Origin of the sequence: Microvirga aerilata (assembly GCF_016743775.1) — a bacterium.
GTDB lineage: Bacteria > Pseudomonadota > Alphaproteobacteria > Rhizobiales > Beijerinckiaceae > Microvirga > Microvirga aerilata.
This window is the reverse complement of sequence record NZ_JAEQMY010000064.1, coordinates 1-23,768: the sequence shown is the minus strand read 5'-3', so window position 1 is coordinate 23,768 and position 23,768 is coordinate 1. Positions and strand designations below refer to the sequence as shown.

Below are 23,768 nucleotides of genomic sequence, written 5' to 3'. Positions count from 1 at the left end.
TCGATCACCCCATTGGATCGAGTAGCAGGTCTACCTTACTCAAATCCGAATGGGTTTGACGAGGACAGTTCCATACAGGGCGTTATGCGAAATGGCGCGGCCGCTTTTCACGTGCGCGCGTGACGCATGGTCATAGACCGTCCGGTCGATGTTCACGCGCCCCCGCGGGTGGTAGGCCGTTAGACTGGGGAAACATGAAACTCAAAATATGTCCCCAGCCGGGGCAGCATGAAACTCAAAAATCGCGATTGGACCGACGTGGAGCGGAGGCTTGAGGCCGCCAGCTCCCCGCACTTGCAGGACAGACGATTACGTACCGGCATGCTCGCCATTGCCGCCTTTGGGGTAGCGGTCCTCGCCTGGATGGTCGTCTATCTTGTCTGCCTATCGCCACTCCAGGACAGCGACCCAGGAGCGAACATAATGCGCTCCTGGAGGAGCGTCCCGTAGGGACGCCGCTGCCGTTGCCATCTACTTCGATGGCGCTTAAGCCTTAGGCGGCTTTTTCGCGGTATCGAGCTCGGGATGGTTTCGGACCAGCTTTTCCCGATCCGCCGCGAGATTGTCCCAGGTTCTGGCCATTTCCAGAAGCTGCTTGCGCTGCTCGCCCTCGGGGACCTGCTTGGCAAGGACCCGACATTCTTCAGCGTGTTTTCTATATTCGGCTGCGGTTTTCATGTTTGAGGCGTCCCATCAAGCGGAGCCTTTTATTGGGCGCGATAGCAGTATGGCAACAGCCTCCCGCTTAGTCTGAGTTCAACATTCCATACCGCGCGTTACGCGCAATTTGACACGCGCCCCGCGGATGATCTTCCCATGCAGGCAGGAGGCTGGTAGAGCACCGGTATATAAAAACATCACTTGGGGCACAGATGAAGGCTTACGATCATAGTGAAAAGGCCAAGCATGAGCAGGCGAAGCAACAAAGCTTAGAAGCCATAGAAGCTCGGCTGGCGCGCCACGAGAAAGTAACCCGGATCACCCTAGTAGTGGTTCTGATCTTGGCCGGGTTGGCGCTCGCCGTACTGGCTACTCATCTCGTCGACCACCCAATCTAATCACAAAACAACTCTGCAGGGGCTTCCCATGGATTTCTATAGTCAGCCGCAAAGGCTCACCCACTTATGCAACGAGACGCTTGACGCTCCCATGACCGAGGCTGAGCGCAAGGCGATGATCGCCGCTGCCGCCAGGAAGATCGAAGAGTTGTTCGACATCCTGCGCATCGATCATGTCAACGACCACAATACCCGCGACACGCCTCAGCGGGTGGCCAAGATGTATGTCGAGGAGATCTTGGAGGGCCGCTATACCGCCCCACCACGGATCACCGAGTTCGACAACGCCCAGGCCTATGATCAGCTGATCGTCACCGGACCCATCGAGGTGCGCTCCATGTGCGCCCACCACCTGATGCCGATCTACGGGGCGGCTTACATTGGCATCCTGCCCTCCGCCGACGGTAAGATCATCGGCTTGTCCAAGTACGACCGGATCGTGGAGTACTTTGCCTCCCGGCTGCAGATCCAGGAGGAACTGGTCAAGCAGATCGGCGGGTACATCATGGACATGACCGAACCGCGGGGGCTGGCGGTGCGCATCAGCGCCGTGCACATGTGCAAAACCCAGCGGGGGGTGCGCGCCAGCCACCGCAGCCGCATGGTGAACACGTATTACTGGGGCGAGTTGGCCAGCGACACCGCGCTCAAGAACGAGTTCCTGCAGGAGTGCGCTACCCTGGACCGCAGGGCGGATTAAGGGCAGTCCTTTTGCAGATGGCGCGAACTCCGTCGCGCCATCCTGAAGCGCCTCAGGCGCTAGGCTGCTAGCTCCATGCGGGCTTCGGCCTCGCCGCGATAGATGCAGCCTTCCGTCGATCCTGCCATGCCGCGCTTGAGCTCCACTTCCTCGAGATTGGGGAAGCGCTCCTTCACCAGCCGCCAGATGTAGGTGGTGACGTTCTCAAGCGAAGCGACGCCGATGTCGGGGTTGAGATCGAGGTTCCCGTGATCGAGGCCCGATCCGTGCTCGCCTTTGATCTCCTTGATGTAGTTCTCAACATCGTACAGGTTCACCGGCCAGCCGTAAGTCTCGTCAACAGGTCCGCCGAAAGTCAGCTTAGTGATGAAGGTGTGCCCATGAAGCCCGGAATACGGGTGAACCGAATGAGCGGCCTCGAACGTAAACTCGCAATATGTCTTCATTCATCTTGCCCCTAGAACCTGTTTTCTTCTCACCGGCTTGGAAGAACGCACGGTCTACCCAGCCAGCGCCGGTAATCTGCATTTTATCCGGCGGAAGTTCCTATCATGGCCTGCTCGATCGGGCCAAGTAAGGGGAAATCCTCTAGTCCGCTCAGCGCATTCCATACTGCGGCTTATCGGAAATTCGCGGACGGTTGTCTCAGGCTCGAAGGATCGGCTTCCATCCGCGGATCTGCCGGTCGGAGCAAAAGCGTGGGGGATCTCCGAAGATCCACCAGTAGCCGACACCTGCCGCAGGGTTGATGGTCCAAAAGCCCACAGGCTCCGGCAGGCTTGGAGGGGCCTCGTCTTGAGCCATCCAGAGGATCACGGGCGTGCCATCGTGCGGAGCGGTGCTCACCGAGGACCAGCCGCCCCTCATGCTCATGACTGACATAGTCGATGGCCTCACAAGGCCTATCAACGACACGCAGCAGCTTTTGTTCGCGGCTCGATACCGGACCTTATGCGAAATTCGCACGGCCTCATGGGCGCAAAGAAACGCCCCAGCCGAGGGGAGTCGTTGGACCCTCGGCCAGGGCGTCAGCGGAGGGGCGACTCCGCATTGGATCGGGCTGATACGCTACGCACCCGGTGCAGGCATCTTGCAATGGCCCAGGTAAACAATCCGTACCTGCTTCAGAGCAGTTCTATATTGGATGGGATCCAACACCGCACCGTCCTGTGGCTCCTCAGGCCAATGAAAAAGGCCCGGGTTTCCCCGGGCCTTTTCTGTCTCGGGAGAGACGGATCTTAGTAGGTGCCGAAGCGGAAGTTCAGACCAGCGCGCACCACACCGAAATCAACGTCGTTGTCGAAGTCGAAGTCGTTGTTGTTGTCGGCGTCGAGGCTGACATACAGGCCTTCGATCTTGGCCGACAGGTTGTTGGTGAAGGCGTACTCAAGACCACCACCGACGGTCCAGCCGGTCGCGTCGTCAGCAAAGGCGAAGCCGCCCGTTGCGTAGATCAGAGCCTGGCCGAAGGCCACACCGGCGCGTGCACGCACCGTGCCGAACCAGTCGCTGCTCTCCAGCTCACCCTCGAGGATGTTGCCATTCTCGTCCGTGAAGTTGAACACGCCTTCACGGCCGAAGTCGACGTACTGGATGTCGCCTTCGAGACCGACCACGAAGGAGCTGATCTGGTGGTTGTAGCCAACCTGGGCGCCACCAATGAAGCCGCCGTCGTTGTCGTCGTCCGCAAAGTCGACCGCGTCGTTGTCGTCCTCGCTCCAGCCGTAGCCTGCGTTCACACCGACGTAGAAGCCGGTCCAGGTGAAGACCGGAGCCGGAGCAAACACCGGAGCCGGGGGAGCCGAGCGCATCGGCAGGTCCGCAGCGGAAGCGGCCGAAATGGCAGCAGTCGAAATGGCAGTGGCGGCTAACAGGCCAAGAATACGAGTTTTCATGAGGAGGATCCTTTAGTCCAGGAGATCTTGAGGCAATTTATGGATCAACAGGCAGGAAAAGCTATGACATAAATGCAACGCCAAGCAGGTTGAGCCGCCATGCTTAACAAGATCTAAAGGCCTTTCTTGACATCGTTACTTGGCCCTTTGCCTGATTTGACTCAGGGATCACTGTATGTCCTACTTCTCTTGTTTTCGGATGAGCGTCCGAAGGCGAGGAGAAACTAGCCCTGCCCTCTCGGGGGGCAGGGTTTTTTACATCACTCGCTGCGGGTTTACAGGCCCTCAGGATCCGTTAACTTCGCCTTAACCATAGCGGTCTGAGGTAAGCCGATGCGCAAGATCCATCCTGGCTTCACGGCTATCGCCATCCTCCTGGGACCTGCCGCCCTCATCATGGGGCATCAGAAGATCTCCGGTTATCTCTCCGCTCCCCAGCTGTCCGATCCCGATCCGCTCAAGGTCCTGCAGCAGATCTACCTGAAATGTTCGAAGCCGCCGAAGCTGCAAAGAACAGTCCGATGCGATCAGTACGTGAGCTATGTCGATCAGTGCCTCACAGCGAAGAACAGGTGTGATCCTCATGCTTCTTATGAACTCCTGATCAAGCTGGACTTCTCCCCTCCCCCATTGGGTTCGCCACTGCCTGACAAGATTGCCCTGACAGAGGTGTCGGACAGCTGATCCATGCGGCGGGTCAGTTCCTGAATGACCCAGCGTCTGGCCCGCCGTGCTGAGGATCGTTTCATCACCACCTCCCAGCCTTGTGGAGCGCTTACCGACGCGGCCGGCTCAACGTGTCGATGGTCGCGATATGCCCGGTGATTGGATCGAGACAAGTCATGAGCAGTCCTCTCCCGTTCAGGCACACGCTTAACGCCGCGCTTGCCACTTGGATCAGGTTCGCTTGTGATCGTGGTTATGAGACAGTTACTGCACTCAACGCAGACATCCTCAAAGCAAGCGAGGCACGGGAAGAACACCTCGCCTGCTCCGTGGGAGAAGCCGACCCACTGAGCAGGATCAGCTAGAGCATGGTTGCTGCGGTATAGTTAATAGCGCGTAAAGGAGGCTCTCTGCTGAGCACCGAGCAGGCTGTAAGCTGCTGGGTAGGCTTCGCGGATAGGCAAAGTCGCATTCCATATGGGCTGTTATGCGAAATCGCGAGCTTAGTTTTCCCGTATGCGAGGCCCCTCTCGCACTTATTATGGTTCCCCCTACACTCTGGCTCAAAGAGGAGGGGTCACATGGGCGAATGGTTTGAAGCAATGGAAGACGGGGTGATCTGCCCCCACTGCTTCCCCGTCTTAGTTGAGAATGGTGAGAATAGCGGTTTTTCGCTGATCTCCTGCGACTGCGGCGGAGCCAGCGAGACAAAAGCTCGCCCTTTTTCTAATGAGGAGCGGAAGCAAGCCCGTGAAGCCGCGACCCGCGACGCCGACCGCTGCTTGGAACGGAAGCGGCAGAACGATTGGGAAGCCGATAGAGCACGGATCCTGCGCGCCCATCGTGACGCTTCATAGAGTGCTTGTCGGAAATTTGCGGGGCCGGTCCCGCGGGACCCCCTCAAAGAAAAAGGCCGCCAGAGCGCGCGTCGGACATTCAGCCCGCGACGGCAACAAAAGCGCCCTAACCGATGGGTATTGCGGACCTCCAGTTAGGGCGCCTGTGACCCCGGCCGAGGGAGTCGTAGGACCTCAGCTAGGACATTTACGGAGGGTAAGGTCCCCCGGTACATGCAATCTGCAACAGCTAAGGTAAATATCCCGTCGCTCTTCAGAGCGGTTCCATACGCGGCCTTCCGCGAAGCTGGGCCGTGGTCGTTTTAGGCATGAAGAAGCGGCTTCCATCCGCGGATTTGCCTGTCAGAGCAAAAGCGTGGGGGATCTCCGAAGATCCGCCAATAACCGACCCCTGCCGTAGGGTGGATTGTCCAAAACCCCACGGTTAGCGGCAGAACAGGCGGGACATTGTCCTCGGTTGTCCAGAGGATCGCAGGCGTGCCATCCCGTGGTGCGGCGCTCACCGGCGACCATCCGCCACTCAGGGTCAGTTTTGACATGGTCAGATCGATTTCTTTGACTTGGCTCGACCTCCCGGTTTCCTGCAAGAAACAGTCTTCCTTCCGCCTGCTTTACTCTTGCGATGGGGCCGCTTGGGGAAAATTAACCGGACCCGCACGGTTCTCCTGGCGGCCAAGCGCTCAAGTCGGCGTTTGATGATCTGGACAGCTTTTGGATCGATCCCCCGGATCTGCTCGAGGTGTGGAGCCATAATCTTGAGTTGTTCGAGGCTGGTGATCTGCGCCTCTTCAAGGGCTTGCCAGGCACCTATGGGCAGGCGTAGACCGTCGAATATATCATCAGGGTGAGAGGAGGCTCGGGGCATCGGGCTGATCTCCTGGCTATTGATCAGGGACGCGGCGCAGGGCCACCCGTTAGGGACACCTCAACACGTGCTTTATTCCCGATGCTCGAGAATTTTCAGACTGCCACCTCACAGATCCCGATATCCCTGCCGTCGTTTGACCCGCGCGACCGCCTCAAGGGCTTGCCCGGCTTGCCTCTCATCGGGGAAGATTTCCGCGAGCTCCTGGCCACTCGTCCCGATCCGGCCCAATTGCGGACTAGGCGAATCGTCCCGAACAGGTCGCGCTCGACCATGAGGCTGTAAAAGCGCCGAATGCCCTGCTCCGGGTCTATCTGGTGCAGCACCAGATGATGCTGGATAGGGGAACGTTTATCGTCTTTCACGAACCTGAGTAGATTGTTGAGCCGATAGGCAGCAGGGGCGGTATCAGGCCGGGGCTGCGCGGATGTACCATCTGTTCGTTGCAGTTTCAGAGCCGTTGAACCTAGCCCTGGCTGGATGGCTCACAAGGACCAAGGCCATAGATCGTTTCCAAGGACGTCGAGATAGGAACAACCCTATGGTGGCAATCTGGATCGGCTTTCCACCGTCTAATCGCGCTGTCTGTGACAAAAACGTCGATCCCGAGCCTCGTGACGAACTGGAGGCCTCTTGCTTCCGTGCGGTTCACGTCATCCCAGGAAATTTGCATCTAGTATGCCCGGTGGACCTGCCACCAGTCGCTACGCTACCCATCAGCAGTATGGCGGGCCGACGGGGATGATGCAGCCCTCGTCCTTTCTTATCCCCTACAAAGAAACCCCTCGCCCGCAGCGTTCAAGGCCGAGGCTTACGCGGAATACACCCATCGACCAGCTACTTCACTGGGGCTTGAGCCTTCACTGAGTTTTTCGAGGTGTCGAGTTCAGGATGGTTGCGAACCAGCTTTTCCCGATCCGCAGCCAGGTTGTCCCAGGTTCTGGCTATCTCCAGAAGCTGACTGCGATGCTCACCCTCAGGCACCTGCTTGGCTAGCGCCCGGCACTCTTCGGCGTGTTTCCGATACTCTGCTGCGGTTTCCATGGGTTCCACGACGTCTCAGGAAGCGTAGCCTTTTAAGGTGCGCAATAACGGCACGGCAAGAGCGTTCGTCCCTGGACACAGATGACCAGGGACGGGTTCCCCACATGGCGGAAGTGCTGCCTCCTAGGGGATCGGATTGACTGAGCCAAGGCTCCATATCATCGAACCGGCCGAGGCTACGCCGGTCAGGAGCAGCGAGACCAGGAGAACCAGCCCGAGAGGAAGATGCCAGTAGGCCCGCGACAGGCGCACCGCCTCCTTGTGGTTGGCTTTTAGGTCAGCATTGGCAGCCATGGGACATCCCTTCGAGCCAGCAGATAACCGAAAGTATCAATCAAAATGCCTTGCGAACTTAGGCAAATCTTTGAACGCCAAGCTGGTGGACAAGGGAAGCCAACAACCTTCCGCAGACGCCTCACCAACGCTCGTGATGAAGAGGAACCCTCCTTGGGTCAGAGCTCAAGCACGAGGGCTGCGCCCAGTCTTGTGACTGTGTGCGCAACCCTTCCGGCCCGTATTTGCCCCAACGGGAACTCCCGCATAGCCGATCCGCAGGATTAATCAAGAAGTGGTAAATATGACGAAAATAATCACAAGTTCTACCGCTGTGCACTTTATCAATTGATCTGCCTTATTCTGACCATGAACTTGCAAGTACATAGCCGTCTCGGCTTTGTTATTTGCCCCTACGGGCCGGACCTCGGAGCGCTCCTTGAAACAACGGGCGCTCTTTTTTTGCCCCAGAAGCCTAGCTGAATGTCGTGGTTCTCGCCGTGCTGGATTTCGCAGGGTGTTTTCCCGTTCGCACGAGGCAAAGAAAAAGCCACTGCATTGAGCGGCTTTAGGTGCAGGTTCGGGGGAACCTAGAGGAGGAAGTGGCGACGATGAAGAACCGCCACGCAATATTATTGCCATAGAGGCCGTCGATTCGCAATTAGATTTCGAGAAACCCATAGAATATTTGCGATTATTCTGCGCCCCGTTGCTGTCATGGTCGCAGGAACCGCGTAGCATCTTGGATTGCACTTCGGTCTCAAGCGCCTCCCCTCCATTTCGCTGCTCCAGGCGCTCGCGCGCTTGCGGCAGCATCAGGTGCCAGTGCAGGTCGATGTCTTTCTCGATGCGCCGCTGGCGGGCTATGCCTTGCAAGCTGGAATACCAGCCCGATTTCTCGATGGCAGCGCGCATCATCGCCCGCGCCTCTGCCTCAATCAGTTCGTCTCGGATCAGTGTCATCTCTGCCCCGCGAATCCGTGATGTCCAACGATGTTGCCAAACTTCTCCGGCTCTGCCGATAGTCCTTCTTCAGAACCGCTCGTTACGCCCGGTGATGGGGCGGCAAGGGCCGCCAGCCAACAATGTGCTGGTCGAAGTAGATGTGAGTGCCGTAGCGAGCTCCAAAGACACGCCAGTGGCTCCTCCTCGTCATGTCATCGGTTTCCCAGACGCCGACCGTCACCGGGTAGGTTGGCATAGCCTCCTCGTCCTCGATCCAGAGGATCACGGGGGTGCCGTCCCGTGGTGCCAGTCTGACTGGTAGCCAGTCCTGCATGACGGCTCTTTCCCGGCTCAAGAAGCGAACTCCGCCAGTTCCACTAAACTCCCCCGACTTTGCCGATTGGGGTGCAGGGAAACCACTGCAGCATTCCTCTAACCGTCAGCGACCACGCCCCTTCCCTTTCGAGTTGGCCATCATCCGCTGCATCGCTGCTTCCGCTTGCGCCCTGGCCTCTGCATCATGATTAAGGTTGCGCACCTCTGAGGGCTCCTCCTGGTCCCGTAGGCCGTTCTGGCGAGCCCGCCATTGTTTCGCCTGGGCGGCCGTCGCTGCGGTATTGGCCAGCTTTTCTAGGCGGTCGAGCTGGGGCGTGCTGGCCTCAACCTTCTTCTGAGTCTGCTCTTCACCTTGCTCGGGTCGGGTTGGCATGTGTCCGCTTTCTGACAAAGGTAAGTGGTCCTCGTACTATCCAACTAGCGAACAATCAGAGGACGGCAATCGATGGCCGGGTCGATCTTCCGCGTCATGCCCCTGTCACCATGGGCCGCTCGGCTTTGCCACGCCGGTTATTGGTATGGAGGAGAAGCCCTCAGCCACACTCCCGAGGAAGGACAGGCTGTCTAGCCGCAGAAATGAGGCCCTATGCCTTTGCCGCGCCCAAAAGTGTCGGCCATGGCGCCGCCGCGCCCGCCCATCGGCTTCTCAGGCCCCGCGGTGGTGTCCTTTGCCGTCTGGTGCCCCATCTCCGCGTAGATCTCAGCCCCGAGCAGCACGATGATGCTCGAGATCCAGATCCACGTCATGAATCCGATGACAGCCCCAGCGAGCCATAGGTCTCGTTGTAGCTGCCGAAGTTGGCCACATACCAGGAGAACAGCATCGACACGACAAGCCACAGCACGGCCGCAATATGCCGCCGAGCTATGGCGGAAAGTGGGTGATGGCGGTTTGAGAAAGGCGGCGTATCGAGGCGGGTGACGAGCCTGCCAGAACCTCTTGAAGAAGAGCGACACGCCATGAACGACACTACCAATGTATTGCGCCTGCGTCAGCCTGACGAGATCAACGTTCCCCGGACCGACATTCTGCAAGCGGGTGCCCGCAAGCTCCTGGCCCAAGCCATCGAGATCGAGGCCGAGGCTTATCTTTCCACGATGCGCGACCTCAAACTGCCGGACGGACGTGAGCGCCTGGTCCGGCACGGCCATGGGCCAGAGCGCATGATCCAGACCGGCACTGGGCCGGTCGAAGTCAGCCGGGTCAAGATCCGCGACCGCGGGGCTTCGAGTGAGGATCGGATCCGCTTTACCTCGGCGATCCTGCCGAAATGGGCGCGGCGGACGAGGAGCCTGGATGCGCTGCTGCCGATCCTGTACCTGCGCGGGCTCTCCACCGGTGACTTCCAGGAGGCGCTCTCAGCCTTGCTCGGCAAGGATGCGCCCAATCTCTCGCCTCCGGCGATCTCCCGGCAGACCGGCGAAAGGCAGGCCGAGTATGAGGGCTGGCAGGCGCGGGATCTGTCAGCGCGCCGTTACGTCTACGTCTGGGCCGACGGCGTCTATCTCCAGACCCGGATGGAAGATCAGGCGGAATGCATCCTGGTGCTGATCGGGGCCACCCCGGAAGGCAAGAAGGAGTTGGTCGGCTTCCGGGCCGGCGTGCGCGAGAGCGCCCAGAGCTGGCGCGAGCTTCTCGTCGAGATCAAGCGAAGGGGCTTGTCCATGCCGCCCCGGATTGCGGTCGGGGACGGAGCGCTCGGCTTCTGGAAGGCGCTCGACGAGCTCTTTCCCGGCACGCACCATCAGCGCTGCTGGCTGCACAAGACGGCCAATGTCCTCAACAAGGTGCCCAAGTCGGTGCAGCCGGGCATGAAGGCAGCCCTGCGCGAGATCTATCTGGCCCCAACACGAGCTCAAGCCGAGGTCGCTGTCGATCTGTTCGCCGAGGCCTATCAGGCGCGCTATCCGAAAGCCGTGGAGTGCGTGCGTAAGGATCAGCGGGAGCTGCTGGCCTTCTTCGACTGGCCGGCTGAGCATTGGATCCATCTGCGGACCACGAACCCCATCGAAAGTGTGTTCGCCACGGTGCGGCACCGGACCGTGCGCACCAAGGGCGCGCTGTGGCCAACCACCGCCCGGTTGATGGTGTTCAAGCTCGTCATGGCAGCCGCGAAGAGCTGGCGTCGGCTGATGGGCGAAAACCAGTTGCCGAAGGTGATTGCTGGTGTCAGGTTCAACGACGGCACCGAAGTCATTTCGATGCCGACAAACAGCGCCGCCTGATCGGCCCCATCACCCAAAACCCATCATGGCTCCTTGTTTTTCCCAGCACGACGCAACCACTCCGCTGCTGGAACGAATGGCCTCACCTACTGGGGTCAGGGCTTTGAGCATCACCAGTATATCCTTGTCACGCGTCAGATGAAGTCTGAGACCCAAACCACCAGCTCAGTCACAGCTTTGCCGAAAGCTTCATTGAGACCCGCCGCTGCCTCCGGCGCATCCGTCCCCCGCACCGTGGCGCTCGCGCGCAGGATGCGCCCGGCAAACGATCCGGCCATTCCCATCGAGGAGCTTGGCTGCGAATGCCACATCCGCCCGCGGTTCAGGAGACAGCACAAGCTGAAAGCTGCGAATGTCGAGCAGGAGCTGGTAGTCGGCCGCCACATCCGGTGCCGGCCGCACAATCGCCTGCAGAAAGCCTGCGTTTTCCAGGCTCTGGACAATCTTGGCCTAGAGGAGCGTCGGCAGGCTGTCGCTCCACTGTGCATCCATTGCGACGGTTTCCCCCGCCTGAGGACTCATGAGGAGCTTCTGCGTGTCGATTAGGACCACGGCGGTGGGTTCAGGAACAACCAGCTGCTTGCCTGACCCCTTTTCATGCGGGGAAAGTGCCTGCGGAGCCGTGAGATCATAGGTCGGAACTGGCTTTTGGACGGGCCCGCCGCCCAAGCGTTCGAGCGCCTCCAGGATCCCATCCAGGCGATCAGAATTGCGCGCTAGCGCGTCCGTGAAGGTGCTGAGGTTGGTGATCGTCTCATGCAGCGGCTCCGCGTTCTCAGCAACGAGACTGTCGAAGCGTCGCAAGGCATCACGAGCCTCACGCGTCAGGCTCTGAGCCGCATCCGGCCCCACCTTGAGCACAGGCAGACCGTTGTCGGAACTGGGCGGGGGCGCCGAGGCCGTCCCGCCTTCGAGGGAGACTGACGGCGCATCCATAAAGCCTTGGCTTTCGAGCCGGACCTGCGTGTCCCCCCGCACCGGGGTGGCGCTGTCAACGGCAATCGTCACCATCACCTGGTGGGGATCGCCTGCATCGAGCGCGAGCCCGGTTACCTCCCCGACCGGGATGCCGTTGAACAGGACTCTTGAGCCGGGAAGCAGTCCGGTGACGGGACTTTCGAAGCGGATGCGGTAGACCACCCGCTCGCTGAACCCGCCGGCGCTGCGCAGCCAGTAAGCAAAGGCGAACGCGGCGATGATGCCGAGTGTCAGCACTCCGATCAGAGCATACCGCGCCCGTGTCTCCATGGTCCTGCCTCACACACCGGAGGGCCAGGTCGTCGCCCGAAGCGGCAAATTATACCGCATCAGGCCGGATTTGGCCCAGGAGCCTTTTCAGTGTGTTCGGGTCAGTTCGACCGCGATGCGTGACAATTCCGTTCCTTGCGACCGGATGGCGACCGACTGTCGGCGCCCGCTGGTGCTCATTGCGATTTCTGCCGAGAAGCCAGAGCCTTCGGCAACGGCGTCGATCCGTCTGTTTTGGGCTCGGCCCGAAATCCGCTCCACCAGATTGCGTGAGGTCTCCGACCATCGGACGGCAATCCTGCCACCCTCGTAATCCACCTCTGTCCGGAGCTCGAAGATATAGCTGTCGCTCCTGCAGCTCAGATTCTGTCGCAGGCTGCTGCCGGCGGACGCCAACGCATAGGCTGCCTCGCAGCGCAGACGCTCGGTTCTGCCATTCGACAGCGCGATTGTGCCGCTGCCTGACCATGCCCCGGCGAACCCTTCAAATGGACCGGATGCGAAACTTCCCTGCGCATGCGCCGGCCCGGACAGGAGCACCATCAGCGCGAGTACCATTCGGGAGCAGGGATAGCCCAAAGCATAAACCAGTTTTAGTCGCATGAACCGCTCCCTGTTTTCGTCCGCTTCAAGCCGGCACCCCAACTCCACCCATTTGAACATACCCAGGTGGTTCCCCCCGCGTCAGGCGTGCGGTGCGCCGACATGATCCGCCATGTTAGCCCCGCGGGCTCCCAGCGGCTTCGGTGCCCCTTCCGTGCTGTCCTGAGCCGTCTGGTGCTCCATCTCGGAATTGAGCTCGGCTCCTAGCAGGACGATCACGACCGAAAGCCAGATCCACACCATGAAACCGACGCCCGCACCAAGCGAACCGTAGGTCTTGTTGTAGCTGTCAAAGTTGGCCACGTACCAGGAGAACAGCATCGAAGACGCAAGCCAGAGCACGGCTGCCGCGACGCTGCCCCAGGTCACCCAGCGCCACTTCGAGTCGCGGCGGCTTGGGCCGTAGCGGTAGATGACGGCTAGCCATACGGCCACCACCACGAGAAGGATGGGCCAGCGCAGAATGGCCAGGAGCCGTTCGGCCGGGGTCACGAAGCCCATGAAGGTGAGCACGACAGGCGCGACCACCACCGCACTGATGGCTAGGATGGTGAAGCCGATCATGCCCAGCGTGATCAGGAAGGTCGTGGCGTAGAAGCACAGGAGGCTGCGCTTCTCCTTCTCGCCGTAGACCACGTTGAGGGAGTCGAAGAGCGCCGCCACCCCCGAGTTCGCACTCCAGAGCGCCACTAGGAAGCCGATTATGAAGGCGACGCCGAGCGTATCGTTGCCCTGGGTGACGATCAGGGAGATCTGCCCGTCAATGAGTTCCAGCACCCCGCCCGGCAAAATTCCGGCGAGAAGCGACAGGTGGCCCTTGATGGTACTGGCATCGGCAAAGAGCCCGTACAGCGACACAATGGTGGCAATCGCCGGAAAGACCGCAAGCAGGGCGAAGAACGCGACCCCGCCCGAGGTGGACAGGATACGGTCGTCCGAGATCTGCCAAAGCACGCGCCAGAGGATGTCCTTCCAGCCCCGCGCCGGGATCTCTCCGGGGGTGTTGGCCTCGCGTCCCCGGCCGGGCTCCCGGGCATGGGCGAGATCGTCCGGCAGCACGACGGGGCTAGCCTCTTCTCCGAGTTGCGAGCGCCAGTCTTCGCCATGTTCGTTCATGGGGCACCGTTGAGGTCCAGCAGAGTATCAGTTTGACAGGTTCTTGCCGTGTGAACGCGACGCTTGCGGCCTTTTCGCGTTAACCCCGGAACTGGTCTTCCGGCTCCTTTGCATCCGGAGAAAAGGCGTGGCGGTTGGGGATTACGGACAACTCGCATGGACTGTCGCGACCATCCTTGCGTGGGCCTCGCTCGTTGCGCTCGGCATCGCTTGGGATGCGCATGTGAAGTTCAGGATCCTCCTGGACACTCCACGCCTTGACGAGTTGCACATGCCGCCCGTCTGGGAGCGGCGCAGCCATCGCTGGCGGAGCATCGGGCTGGTGACGTTTGGTGTCGGGATCCTGTTCTTCGTTGCGTGGACCACCGTGGGAGCAGTGCCCTGAGCCCACTCACGTTGGTTCACCCGACCACAAAGGTGCGTGCAGTCGTTGATGCCGCCTGGTCACGGATGGGCGATTGCCCGTCATCTCAACCGAGCTCGCCCGCGAGTTCCGATTCCTAAGAAAAGCAGAGCGGATACATCCACCTGCTAGTGAGAGCTCTGTTCGCAAGCTGATGCACGCCCTACAAGCAGCTTACGCGCATCATTCCAGGGTCCGCTAGAAGTCCGGATCGGATCAAGATACGAGGTTACGCATGCCCGTTGAACGACCGGTCATTCGCTGGCCTATGCCTAGGAAACCGACAGAGAGCAAGGGCAGCCGCATCTAATGAAGGTAGTGGCTTGAGATGGCCTCTCTGATGGTCACCACCTTGTTGAGCTTGATGGGATGAACACTGAGGCGCTCCGCCCACTCCTCCAAAGCCGCGACGTAGAGATGGCCTAGGAAGCGGGATGGGTCATGCCCCCGGTTCTTCAGAACGATAAGTTCACCCAAAGCCTGCTTCAACAGCTTCCGGCCCACCATCTTGGACGCACCTCCTGGAACCATCCTGTAACCTGCATACCTGTAGGCGTGTCGCCAAAAGTCTCAAAAGGCGTAGATTTCAACCGAAAGCACGGAGCCCAGCGCAGCAAGGGGTTGCTTTGTGAGTTGTCCCACCCTGAGAGCAAGCAGCCGTCCGGCGGAGGGTCGGCGACCCTACTGTTGGCTCGTCCGAGGCGCTTAAATGAGGGCAGTGTCGCCTCGGACCGGCATTCCGCCACCGGATCGACAGGAAAACTCCTCGGATCCATCTGAGGACCTCGCTTTCTCAGCTAAGCCAGTGTGGAGCTCAAAGGTTAGAGCCAGCCAGGCCTTGATCTTGGTGAACTTGGGATGATCCGCCACCGATGAGCGAGCCTTTGCACTCTGCTGAACAGGTTCTAAACTCACTCTCACCTCCTCCGGCGCGGGCTCGGCTGCCTATCGGCCAATGGCGAGTGCCCCTTCAAGAACCCTAAGACGCTCCGGGAACTTGAGATGGTATCGCATGTGCAAGGCGATAAAACCTTACCCGTTACAATCGAAACAATGGGACGGCGCACCCCCAGTTGGTGTGTGGCTAGGCGCCGTCGCAGTACGCCTGAGCAGTTGTTCATCCACACATTCCCCAGCCACTCCTCACTGCTAACCTAAACTCCACTAGCTATGATCAACCATGCTCCTTCGCCGCAGGGTGGGAGCCGCTCCTGCAGCCCAACAATGTACGAAAACTGCCCAGCTTCCATCCTAGATTTCCATGACATGATTTCGGCGATAAGATCAGGCGCTGGTGTCATGAACATGGATTGTCGAGCCTGCTTAGGAGGCCGCAATGCAGCTGAATATGGGCTTCATTTGGATAGGTGCGCTCCTCGTGCTTGGTGGAGTGCTGCTCACGGCCGGGAAGGCGCTCGGGCGAGGTCGGTTGAGTGAGGCCAAATCAGCTCGCCGGGGCTATGCCAGCGGTACTCTGGAGCCAAAGGGGGCAAATGCGCGCCTCCCTTTCAGGGCGTTCTGGCCCGGACTCATGATGCTTGCGCTCGGAGCGCTTCTGCTGGTGATTGGCGCAACTGCCTGGATGCCAGAGACGTGATCCTCAGCGCAGGGGCGACAAGCTCCACCGGAGGGCGTATAATCTTCTAGGGTAAGGGTCGCGGAACCGTGGCCAACCGTTTTTGCGCACGGCGTGATCCCGCGACTGTCTTGGGCCCTGCTCAGGAGGAGCAAATATGGCGAACTTCCATGTGCTGACAGGTACCGAGGTGACGCCAACCCATGTTCCAGTTAGAAAAATCGGGCTGGTGGACCTCAAGGAGGCAGTAGAAAAAGGCATTGATGACTTTATGTCGATGCCAACTCATCTCGCATTTTTGGGCTTAATTTATCCGCTCTTCGGCGTCGGTCTCGGCGCTCTGACGTTCACCAGCAACGCGTTGCCTTTGCTCTTTCCCCTCGTCTCAGGGTTTGCGCTGATCGGGCCAGTCGCGGCCATCGGGCTCTACGAACTGAGCCGCCGCCGGGAGCTCGGGCAGGACACATCAGTAGCGCATGCTTTCGACGTGTTGCGCTCTCCCGCACTGCCCTCGATCCTTGCATTGGGCGCTGTGTTGATGGTCATCCTCGTTCTTTGGCTGTTTGCCGCGAGGGCTCTCTATGAGGCGCTATATGGCGCAGTGGCTCCTGAGTCGTACACGGGCTTTCTCTACGAAGTCCTCACCACCCGACAGGGATGGGTCATGATCCTCCTGGGCCATGCGATCGGATTCGTCTGCGCCGCTGCGGCCTTCAGTATCGGCGTCATCTCGTTTCCCCTGCTTCTCGATCGTGATGTCGGAGCAATCTGTGCTGTCCAGACCTCCGTCAGGGCGGTGCTGACCAGCCCTGGTCCAATGGTACTCTGGGCAGCAATAATCGCTGGCCTTCTGATGATCGGTTCGGCACCGCTCCTGGTCGGGCTTGCGGTGGTGATGCCAATCCTCGGCCATGCGAGCTGGCATCTCTATCGTCGGACGGTGGAGCCGGCGGGCGCCATCAGCAATGCACCACCGATTTGAGCAGCGCTAGGCTGGCGACACGCCGCCTGGATCAAGGCTGGGTGACGCTTCTCATGGGGCAGTGACAAAGAAGGTCATGCGCGTGAGAAGCGTGTAGTTCGCCTCTATGAGCAGGATGCCAAGAAAGACAAGCACCACTACAGGCGGCAGCAGAACTGCGTAAATAAGGGAGAGACGCTCCCAGGCCATGTGCATGAACACGGCGATGATGAGTCCTGCTTTCAGGAACATAAAGAGCAGGATCAAACCCCAGCGCAAATAGCCCTGGATCTGGAGGTAATCAACCAAGTACGAGAATGTGCTCAGCACGAACAGCCACCCCCAAACCACGAGATAAAGCTTGATCGAAGGCTGCTGCCCATGAGCGTGAACGTCGGCTGATGCGGGCTCGGCAGGCGCGGAATGGTTGACGGCGTGAGCCATGATTGCCTCACCACAGATAGAAGAATGCGAAAATAAGAACCCACACTAGATCGACGAAGTGCCAGTAGAGGCCTGTGATTTCCACAATTTCGTAGTTGCCGCTGCGGCTCGTGAAAAAACCTCGTCGTCCGGTGTCGAAGTCGCCGCGCCACACCTTGCGCGCGACAATGAGCAGGAAGATCACGCCGAACGTGACGTGCGTGCCATGGAAGCCTGTGACCATAAAGAAGGTAGAGCCGAACTGGGGTGCCCCCCAAGGGTTTTTCCATGGTCTGACGCCCTCCTCGATCAGCTTTGTCCACTCATAAGCTTGCATGCCGACAAAGGCAGCTCCGAGCAGGGCGGTTACGAGCATCAGGATTGCCGTCTTCCTGCGATTGCGCCGATAGGCAAAGTTGACCGCCATGGCCATGGTGCCGCTTGAGGTGATCAGCACAAAGGTCATGATAGCAATCAGAATAAGGGGGATGTTCTGCCCGAAGAGATGCAGGGCGAAGACCTCGCTGGGATTGGGCCACGGTACCGTCGTCGACATGCGCACCGTCATGTAGGACAAGAGAAAGCAGCTGAAGATGAAGGTGTCGCTCAGAAGAAAGATCCACATCATGGATTTCCCCCAGGAGACATGTTTAAAGGTTCTCTGGTCCGCCGCCCAGTCGGACACAATGGATCGCCATCGTGTGAGCCGGCTTTCCGGAAGAGGTGCTCCCGTTAATTCTGGTCCAGCCATCATTGTCCTCCTAGCTCAGCAACAGGAGACCAAATAGAACGAGCCACATCAGCAATAGGAAGTCCCAATAAAGGCTGCAGAGATCGAGTCCGAGGCGAAGTTTCGGCAGATCGCGACCTTGCCAGGCCCGGATGATGTTTCGTCCCAGCGCTGCCAAGCCTCCGAGCACATGAAGCCCGTGCAGAGCAGTAATAAGGAAGAAGAACGAGCTTGCTGGATTTGAGGTCAGGAAGTAGCCGGCGTCGCCAAGCTGCCGCCACGCGACGACTTGGCCGGCGATGAAGAGGAGCGCCGTGGCTCCTGCTCCAAGTAAGGCTATCCGGACACTTCGAACCTTGTCCCGGTCCGCCATTGCTTGCGCCCATTGCAGGGCGGCGCTGCTCAGCATCAGAACACCAGTGTTAATCCACAGCAGCGTCGGCTTTGGCACGGGGCGCCAATCTGCCAATTGCATCCGCATGAAATAGGCACTGATGAAGAGCGCAAAGAGCGAGCCGATGGCGGCGAGCAACACCCCCAGACCCACCTTGGCTATCGGGACTGACGACACGCCCGTGCCTGTGGGCTCTCCGGCGGGACCCTGCTCCAGCCAGGGCTTTGAGGTGAGCCTCTGGGTCGACAGCCACCATACGGCGATTACCGCTAGCCCTGTGAAGAACAGAATGGTGACACCCATGACCGATCCTCCCGCTCAGCCCGTGCCCCAGTCGGGCGGTTGGTTCTGAGGCAGAAAGTCCTCCTTTGCGCCAGGGACGTTATAATCGTAGGCCCAGCGGTAGACGACCGGAAGTTCCTTGCCCCAATTCCCATGCGGCGGCGGGGTCTCCGGCGTCTGCCATTCGAGCGTTGTGGCCCGCCAAGGATTGCCGCCTGACGCTCTGCCGTATCGCAGGCTCCAAAACAGGTTGAACAGGAACACGAGTTGCACCGCCCCGACAGTCAAGGCCGCAATTGTGATAAAGACGTTCAGATTCTGCGCCGATTCCGGCACAAAGCTGGTTTGGCCTATCTCGTGGTAGCGGCGCGGCATCCCAAGCAGACCAAGATAGTGCATTGGGAAGAAAATCGCGTAGGCACCGATGAACGTGACCCAGAAATGGAGCTGGCCCAGCCATTCGTTCAGCATCCGCCCTGTCACCTTCGGGTACCAATGGTAAAGCGCGCCGAAGATGACAAAGATCGGAGCGACACCCATCACCATGTGGAAATGTGCAACCACGAACATTGTGTCGGAAAGCGGAACATCCACAACTACGTTCCCCAGGAAGAGGCCCGTGAGTCCACCGTTGACGAAGGTGACAATAAAGGCCAACGCGAACAGCATAGGGATCGTCAGATGGATGTCGCCGTGCCAAAGGGTCAGCACCCAGTTGTAGACCTTGATGGCTGTCGGGATCGCGATGATGAGCGTGGTTGTTGCGAAGAAGAAGCCGAACCAAGGGTTCATGCCGCTTACATACATGTGGTGCGCCCACACCACGAAGCTCAGCACACCGATTGCCACGATCGCCCAGACCATCATGCGATAGCCAAAGATGTTGCGCCGAGCATGGGTGCTGATGAGGTCGGAGACGATGCCAAAGGCCGGCAAGGCGACGATGTAGACCTCCGGATGCCCGAAGAACCAGAACAGGTGCTGGAAAAGGATTGGACTTCCGCCGCCATACTGCAACTGCTCTCCCATCGAGACCAGGGACGGCATGAAGAAGCTGGTGCCGAGCACTCGGTCAAACAGCATCATGACGGCACCCACAAAGAGCGCCGGGAAGGCGAGTAGCGCCAGAACCGTCGCTGTGAAGATGCCCCAGATGGTGAGCGGCATTCGCATTAACGTCATCCCACGGGCACGGCCCTGCAGCACGGTCACCACATAGTTCAACCCGCCCATGGTGAATCCGATAATAAAGATGATGAGCGAAGCAAGCATTAGGATGATGCCCCACTCATAACCTGGGGTGCCGGGGAGGATCGACTGCGGCGGATAAAGCGTCCAGCCGGCACCGGTCGGGCCGCCTGGCACGAAGAAGCTCGCCACGAGGACTAGGACTGCGAGCAGGTAGGTCCAGTAGCTCAGCATGTTGAGGTATGGGAACGCCATGTCACGCGCTCCGACCATAAGCGGAATGAGGTAGTTGCCGAAACCGCCAAGGAAAAGGGCCGTGAGCAGATACACCACCATGATCATTCCATGCATGGTGATGTATTGGAGATATTGGCTTGGATCGATAAAGGAGAGTGTCCCCGGGAACGCGAGTTGCCACCGCGTCAGCCAAGACAGCACAAGCGCGACGAGACCGATTGCCATCGCGGTAAGGGAATACTGGATCGCAATAATCTTAGCGTCCTGTGAAAAGACATATTTCGTGATCCAGCTATGGGGATGATAAAGCTCGACTTCGCCCGCTTCCGCCGGTGCGATCGGCTCTCGGCCAATTGCAGTATCGACCATCGGGTATCCTCCTCCTCTGCCCTGTTAGTTCCTGGCAGAGCTGCCGTCAGGTGTGGAATCCGTCTTCGTCGTCTTGAGCCTTTGGGTAGCTTCTGCGAATGTCTGCTGCTTCCCCAGCCAAGCCTCATAAGACGCTTTGTCCTCGACCACGACTGCGCCGCGCATCTGCGGGTGCCCGACACCGCACAGCTCGGCGCACAGGATGTCGAAGGTGCCAGTCCGGGTAGGGGTGAGCCAAAAATAGGTCACTGAGCCTGGCACCATGTCCATCTTGCCTCTGAATTCTGGAACATAGAAATTGTGCAGGACGTCAGTAGAGCGTAGCAGGACCTTCACAGGTTTGCCGATCATGAGATGCAAGTCATCACTTGCTATCACAACATCATCCTTAGCTCGGGCATCATTAGGGTTGAGCCCAAGCGGATTCTCGGCGGTGATGTGCCGGATATCGGACGTGCCAAGCCGGCCATCCCCGCCAGGCAGGCGGAAGCTCCATCCCCATTGCTGACCGACGATCTCAACATCAGTGGCCTCATCTGGGACCGTGACGAACTGGCGCCAAACGAAAAGGCCTGGAGCCAGCATAGCGACGACGCCAACAGCCGTCGCGATCGTGAGCGTCCATTCGAGCTTCTTGTTCTCGGGCTCATAATGCGGCCGTTCTGCAGTCCCGTGGCGGAAGCGGTAGACGCAATAAGCCGTGAATAGAACGACGGCAACAAAGACGGTTCCAGTGATCCAGAAAGTAATGATGAGTGTGGTATCGATATAGCCCCAGTTCGAGGCAATGGGCGTCCACCACCACGGGCTCAAGAAGTGGAACAATACCGAACCGACGGCGATCAGGACCAATGCGAGCACGATTGGCATTCCATCCACCTCTGCCTGGAGCTGCAGGTATGCGTCGAAGCGCCGATCCGTCGAACCGGGAAACGCCGCGGATCCCGTGGCACACAGGTCCACCGGAAGCCTTCTGTGGTTGCTTTGCCCCTGTTCTGCTTGAACGAAGTGCGGGCCCGGCGCAAAAAGCCCTGGCAGTGTCGGTTCATCCCGAACGCGCGGGACTGAACGACTCTGGCTTCTCTACTAACGGCACTCTTTCTGACCGTCATGAGCGGAGACCCCACGTCACCAAACGGATGACGTCCATGGCCTTTGTGAGCCCGCCACTCTATAGATCATCTCGCGTGGTCCACGGCTCACCCAAAGATGATCAACCTAAACAGCCGGGGTGTCAAATGGATATTGTTTCGAAAGGCCAACGGTCACCCATGGCCGCCAGCTGGATCGGATTATTGTGTCGACGCTGCTTTTTTTGCCTATGACATCGAACGGCTTGAGATAGGCTACGAAGTTGTTGATGTGCTGCTCGTCCTTAAGGCCGGCATAGATCATCTTAGTGCCGGGGATCTTGCCGCGCGGGTTTTTGGATGTGTTACCGGAAGGTTGCCTCATCCCAGGTCAGGCCGAAGTTCCTGTTGGCGGGGGAGTAGTTGCAGCCTTCCACTGAGCCGGCTGCACGGCCGAAAAGCCCGTTCAGGACAGGGCCGACCTGATGGCAGCACGGCACTGAGCGAACACCTTCTCTCCGGCGGCGGCATCCGGGGGCGACTGTCAGGTATGGCTGGAAAACAGGCCAAGGGCATATGGCACAAGCGCACAAGCGCACAAGCGCACAAGCGCACAAGCATACTTGTCCGTCTCCGCCTCCTGGTGTCAATTGCGCGGTCAGCCCGGTCGAGTAACTCAGCCTATGATAGGGTGTACTGAATGCTGGAAAACCGGCGGAAGCCGCGAAGTACGGACAACCTGGCAAGACCAGCGTAGACGCGAGGGGTATTAGCGCAAGGTCGGACCTCGTGATTAAAGGCACGAGGCAATTGCCACGAGCACAGTGTCGCGGACTGAAACGAGGGAGCCGGACTGAAATGCGAGAAACGCCCCGGTCCCGAGCAGAGCCAGCCCTGCACTACCAAGCAAAATTACATTCAGAGGTGTCGGGTAGCCTGCAAGGCCTCTGTGTTCGGTTCTCAGCGGCATTTCGAAACCGACCTACTTATTGGAGCAATATAATGCATCGCGCAGCTAGGGGCAAATGCTATCCGCAACCCAGCTCCGTTCCGGCGGATGGAACGAGGCGGATAGGGTTGATGGTCTCAATGGTTGTCGAGGGTTCCGCTGATGGGATGGACCGGCCGTGCTTACCGGCGCACCTTTCATGGGAGGGGCACCCCAGCACGAGGATCTGAGCCATGCCCGCAGCTCCGCTTCAGCACGTTGCCACCCTTGGGATCTATATTGGCTAGAACAGCTTTCATCTCATCGGCCTAGATGTTCGTGGGGCCATCGTCCCGCGCCAGAAGCTCTCGCGCGGACAGGTCGAGGCCAGGCTGGCCAACATGCCAGCCTGTTTGCTTGGCATGTAAGCCAGAACCGCACCTATGAGCTACGAACCGCGGCTGTGGTGGGGTAAGGCGAACAGGAGCCCGACCCCAACTGAGCCGCTTGGAGCACGCCAAGGTCTGCGAGAGGAAGACGAGATGGAGAACGGTCGCGCCGTCACATTGGTGCTCTGGTGAACCGTGGGCCATAATGGGCCGATCCGGTTATGTGACTGAATGCGCGCGGATATCCATGATGGCCAAGAGCAAAAGCTCCGCAAGGGCCGGATACATTAGCGCAAGACCAACCTCGCCATCTCCAAAGCCTCTTGCGACGCACGGCCGGTCCATACATCTGGGGCAATCCGGTGCAGCACCAAGTGGTGCTTGACGGAAGAGCGCACATCATCTTGCAAGAACCCGGCTCCGCCTCTCGCTCAGGGCCAGAGGTGTGCAAGGACCAGGAGCGCAACCAGTACGCTGAGCAAGACAAGCCAGATGCGGGTCACTCGCGCCTGTTCGTGCATCTCGTATCTCAAGCCCTGCTCAAGCTCGTCGAGCCGTCGGTAGAGGTTCTCCTGCCGCTGGTCGAACAGCAGCTGCGTCTTTTCATGCCCGTCGCGGCTCCCTCAAACAGCATCTCCCAATGCCCGCGGCGTTCTTTCTCCCGCATCTCCTTGCGGGCCTGTGCCTGCCGTTCAAGCTCTTCTGCTGCAATGCCAGCGGTGTTTTGACATTAAACAGCATCAGGCGCATTGAGGCCGCCTTGGTCGCCGGACCGGCTCAAGCCGCAATGTTGGCCGCAGACTTCCATTCCGCCATGGCATTGAGGCGGTGAAGGTGGGTAGCGCGGGCAGAGCGGCGGGAGCGGGGTGGAACGAAAAGGTTGCGGACGGCAGAGAACACGTTGACGAACCTCTGCAGCCCTCCGGCAGATCGAAAGCCCTGCCTCGCCCGTTCTCGCCGGCGGAACGGCAGATGCGAATTCTCCG

At 59.3% G+C, this 23,768-nt stretch carries 28 protein-coding genes and 5 pseudogenes; 9 read left to right on the top strand and 24 right to left on the bottom strand.

The window, feature by feature from the left end; translation table 11 throughout:
• Positions 1 to 486: 486 nt before the first annotated feature.
• Positions 487 to 678: a hypothetical protein gene (locus JKG68_RS24700; protein ID WP_202064025.1), complete on the bottom strand. Its 192-nt coding sequence runs from the start codon at positions 676 to 678 to the stop codon at positions 487 to 489.
• 194 nt (positions 679 to 872) lie between these two features.
• On the opposite strand from JKG68_RS24700, the gene JKG68_RS24695 reads away from it, so the two are divergent.
• On the top strand, positions 873 to 1,058 hold the full coding sequence (locus tag JKG68_RS24695) for a hypothetical protein (RefSeq protein ID WP_202064024.1): 186 nt from the start codon (positions 873 to 875) through the stop codon (positions 1,056 to 1,058).
• 28 nt (positions 1,059 to 1,086) lie between these two features.
• Positions 1,087 to 1,758 (top strand): GTP cyclohydrolase I, encoded by a 672-nt coding sequence (gene folE / locus JKG68_RS24690; RefSeq protein ID WP_202064023.1) that lies wholly within the window; start codon positions 1,087 to 1,089, stop codon positions 1,756 to 1,758.
• Positions 1,759 to 1,817: 59 nt separating this feature from the next.
• On the opposite strand, the gene JKG68_RS24685 is transcribed toward folE, so the two are convergent.
• The 3 genes from JKG68_RS24685 to JKG68_RS24675 form a co-directional block, all read right to left on the bottom strand.
• A complete protein-coding gene (locus JKG68_RS24685) occupies positions 1,818 to 2,204 on the bottom strand; it encodes a 6-carboxytetrahydropterin synthase (protein ID WP_202064021.1) in 387 nt (128 codons plus the stop codon).
• 199 nt (positions 2,205 to 2,403) lie between these two features.
• Positions 2,404 to 2,640, bottom strand: coding sequence for a hypothetical protein (locus tag JKG68_RS24680; protein WP_202064020.1), 237 nt, complete (start codon positions 2,638 to 2,640; stop codon positions 2,404 to 2,406).
• A 356-nt stretch (positions 2,641 to 2,996) separates the two neighbouring features.
• The gene (locus tag JKG68_RS24675; RefSeq protein ID WP_202064019.1) at positions 2,997 to 3,653 is read right to left on the bottom strand and encodes an outer membrane protein; all 657 of its coding nucleotides are present in this window, start codon (positions 3,651 to 3,653) and stop codon (positions 2,997 to 2,999) included.
• Between the two features lie 333 nt (positions 3,654 to 3,986).
• Here JKG68_RS24675 and JKG68_RS24670 point away from each other — a divergent pair, with 333 nt between their 5' ends.
• Positions 3,987 to 4,337: a hypothetical protein gene (locus JKG68_RS24670; protein WP_202064018.1), complete on the top strand. Its 351-nt coding sequence runs from the start codon at positions 3,987 to 3,989 to the stop codon at positions 4,335 to 4,337.
• Positions 4,338 to 4,900: 563 nt separating this feature from the next.
• Positions 4,901 to 5,176: a hypothetical protein gene (locus JKG68_RS24665; protein ID WP_202064017.1), complete on the top strand. Its 276-nt coding sequence runs from the start codon at positions 4,901 to 4,903 to the stop codon at positions 5,174 to 5,176.
• Positions 5,177 to 5,717: 541 nt separating this feature from the next.
• Here JKG68_RS24665 and JKG68_RS24660 read toward each other — a convergent pair.
• From JKG68_RS24660 to JKG68_RS24625, 8 genes and pseudogenes are all read right to left on the bottom strand, one after another.
• Positions 5,718 to 6,041: a hypothetical protein gene (locus tag JKG68_RS24660; RefSeq protein ID WP_202064016.1), complete on the bottom strand. Its 324-nt coding sequence runs from the start codon at positions 6,039 to 6,041 to the stop codon at positions 5,718 to 5,720.
• A 108-nt stretch (positions 6,042 to 6,149) separates the two neighbouring features.
• Positions 6,150 to 6,367: pseudogene (locus tag JKG68_RS34860) on the bottom strand (WGR domain-containing protein).
• A gap of 511 nt (positions 6,368 to 6,878) precedes the next feature.
• Positions 6,879 to 7,085 (bottom strand): hypothetical protein, encoded by a 207-nt coding sequence (locus JKG68_RS24650; protein ID WP_202064014.1) that lies wholly within the window; start codon positions 7,083 to 7,085, stop codon positions 6,879 to 6,881.
• Between the two features lie 123 nt (positions 7,086 to 7,208).
• Entirely contained in the window at positions 7,209 to 7,379 is a 171-nt protein-coding gene (locus JKG68_RS24645) for a hypothetical protein (protein ID WP_202064012.1), read from the bottom strand.
• Positions 7,380 to 7,646: 267 nt separating this feature from the next.
• Positions 7,647 to 8,321, bottom strand: coding sequence for a hypothetical protein (locus JKG68_RS24640; RefSeq protein WP_202064009.1), 675 nt, complete (start codon positions 8,319 to 8,321; stop codon positions 7,647 to 7,649).
• 82 nt (positions 8,322 to 8,403) lie between these two features.
• A complete protein-coding gene (locus tag JKG68_RS24635) occupies positions 8,404 to 8,658 on the bottom strand; it encodes a hypothetical protein (RefSeq protein WP_246515817.1) in 255 nt (84 codons plus the stop codon).
• Between the two features lie 84 nt (positions 8,659 to 8,742).
• Positions 8,743 to 9,012 carry a hypothetical protein gene (locus JKG68_RS24630; RefSeq protein WP_202064007.1) on the bottom strand — a complete coding sequence of 90 codons (270 nt, stop codon included), beginning with the start codon at positions 9,010 to 9,012 and terminating at the stop codon, positions 8,743 to 8,745.
• A gap of 191 nt (positions 9,013 to 9,203) precedes the next feature.
• Positions 9,204 to 9,493 (bottom strand): annotated as a pseudogene (locus tag JKG68_RS24625) (YihY/virulence factor BrkB family protein); the annotation flags it as partial.
• A 106-nt stretch (positions 9,494 to 9,599) separates the two neighbouring features.
• On the opposite strand from JKG68_RS24625, the gene JKG68_RS24620 reads away from it, so the two are divergent.
• Positions 9,600 to 10,865: an IS256 family transposase gene (locus JKG68_RS24620; RefSeq protein ID WP_202064005.1), complete on the top strand. Its 1,266-nt coding sequence runs from the start codon at positions 9,600 to 9,602 to the stop codon at positions 10,863 to 10,865.
• A 189-nt stretch (positions 10,866 to 11,054) separates the two neighbouring features.
• Here JKG68_RS24620 and JKG68_RS24615 read toward each other — a convergent pair whose 3' ends face one another.
• The 4 genes from JKG68_RS24615 to JKG68_RS24600 form a co-directional block, all read right to left on the bottom strand.
• Positions 11,055 to 11,267, bottom strand: a complete 213-nt coding sequence (locus tag JKG68_RS24615; protein WP_202064003.1) for a hypothetical protein — start codon at positions 11,265 to 11,267, stop codon at positions 11,055 to 11,057.
• Between the two features lie 48 nt (positions 11,268 to 11,315).
• Positions 11,316 to 12,113, bottom strand: coding sequence for an MlaD family protein (locus JKG68_RS24610; protein WP_202064000.1), 798 nt, complete (start codon positions 12,111 to 12,113; stop codon positions 11,316 to 11,318).
• A gap of 87 nt (positions 12,114 to 12,200) precedes the next feature.
• The gene (locus JKG68_RS24605) at positions 12,201 to 12,776 is read right to left on the bottom strand and encodes a hypothetical protein (RefSeq protein ID WP_202063991.1); all 576 of its coding nucleotides are present in this window, start codon (positions 12,774 to 12,776) and stop codon (positions 12,201 to 12,203) included.
• Positions 12,777 to 12,797: 21 nt separating this feature from the next.
• Entirely contained in the window at positions 12,798 to 13,832 is a 1,035-nt protein-coding gene (locus JKG68_RS24600; RefSeq protein ID WP_202063989.1) for a YihY/virulence factor BrkB family protein, read from the bottom strand.
• A gap of 127 nt (positions 13,833 to 13,959) precedes the next feature.
• Here JKG68_RS24600 and JKG68_RS24595 point away from each other — a divergent pair, with 127 nt between their 5' ends.
• Positions 13,960 to 14,217 carry a hypothetical protein gene (locus tag JKG68_RS24595; RefSeq protein ID WP_202063987.1) on the top strand — a complete coding sequence of 86 codons (258 nt, stop codon included), beginning with the start codon at positions 13,960 to 13,962 and terminating at the stop codon, positions 14,215 to 14,217.
• 324 nt (positions 14,218 to 14,541) lie between these two features.
• Here the strand turns inward: JKG68_RS24595 and JKG68_RS24590 are convergent, their stop codons facing one another.
• Positions 14,542 to 14,742: a hypothetical protein gene (locus JKG68_RS24590; protein WP_202063985.1), complete on the bottom strand. Its 201-nt coding sequence runs from the start codon at positions 14,740 to 14,742 to the stop codon at positions 14,542 to 14,544.
• Positions 14,743 to 15,968: 1,226 nt separating this feature from the next.
• On the opposite strand from JKG68_RS24590, the gene JKG68_RS24585 reads away from it, so the two are divergent.
• Positions 15,969 to 16,793 (top strand): DUF2189 domain-containing protein, encoded by an 825-nt coding sequence (locus tag JKG68_RS24585; protein WP_202063983.1) that lies wholly within the window; start codon positions 15,969 to 15,971, stop codon positions 16,791 to 16,793.
• A gap of 51 nt (positions 16,794 to 16,844) precedes the next feature.
• On the opposite strand, the gene JKG68_RS24580 is transcribed toward JKG68_RS24585, so the two are convergent.
• From JKG68_RS24580 to JKG68_RS33735, 6 genes and pseudogenes are all read right to left on the bottom strand, one after another.
• Positions 16,845 to 17,216, bottom strand: a complete 372-nt coding sequence (locus JKG68_RS24580) for a cytochrome C oxidase subunit IV family protein (RefSeq protein ID WP_202063980.1) — start codon at positions 17,214 to 17,216, stop codon at positions 16,845 to 16,847.
• 7 nt (positions 17,217 to 17,223) lie between these two features.
• Positions 17,224 to 17,946 (bottom strand): heme-copper oxidase subunit III family protein, encoded by a 723-nt coding sequence (locus JKG68_RS24575; RefSeq protein WP_202064026.1) that lies wholly within the window; start codon positions 17,944 to 17,946, stop codon positions 17,224 to 17,226.
• Between the two features lie 10 nt (positions 17,947 to 17,956).
• Positions 17,957 to 18,622, bottom strand: a complete 666-nt coding sequence (locus JKG68_RS24570; RefSeq protein ID WP_202063974.1) for a cytochrome c oxidase subunit 3 — start codon at positions 18,620 to 18,622, stop codon at positions 17,957 to 17,959.
• A gap of 15 nt (positions 18,623 to 18,637) precedes the next feature.
• Entirely contained in the window at positions 18,638 to 20,395 is a 1,758-nt protein-coding gene (ctaD, locus tag JKG68_RS24565) for a cytochrome c oxidase subunit I (RefSeq protein WP_202063973.1), read from the bottom strand.
• Between the two features lie 24 nt (positions 20,396 to 20,419).
• Positions 20,420 to 21,265, bottom strand: coding sequence for a cytochrome c oxidase subunit II (gene coxB, locus JKG68_RS24560; protein WP_202063972.1), 846 nt, complete (start codon positions 21,263 to 21,265; stop codon positions 20,420 to 20,422).
• A 348-nt stretch (positions 21,266 to 21,613) separates the two neighbouring features.
• Positions 21,614 to 21,997, bottom strand: a pseudogene (locus JKG68_RS33735) (c-type cytochrome); the annotation flags it as partial.
• 650 nt (positions 21,998 to 22,647) lie between these two features.
• Here JKG68_RS33735 and JKG68_RS35180 point away from each other — a divergent pair.
• Both JKG68_RS35180 and JKG68_RS24555 read left to right on the top strand, forming a co-directional pair.
• Positions 22,648 to 22,818 (top strand): annotated as a pseudogene (locus JKG68_RS35180) (IS110 family transposase); the annotation flags it as partial.
• Positions 22,819 to 23,144: 326 nt separating this feature from the next.
• Positions 23,145 to 23,510, top strand: coding sequence for a hypothetical protein (locus JKG68_RS24555; RefSeq protein ID WP_202063971.1), 366 nt, complete (start codon positions 23,145 to 23,147; stop codon positions 23,508 to 23,510).
• A 49-nt stretch (positions 23,511 to 23,559) separates the two neighbouring features.
• Here JKG68_RS24555 and JKG68_RS33000 read toward each other — a convergent pair.
• Positions 23,560 to 23,768 (bottom strand): annotated as a pseudogene (locus tag JKG68_RS33000) (IS6 family transposase); the annotation flags it as partial.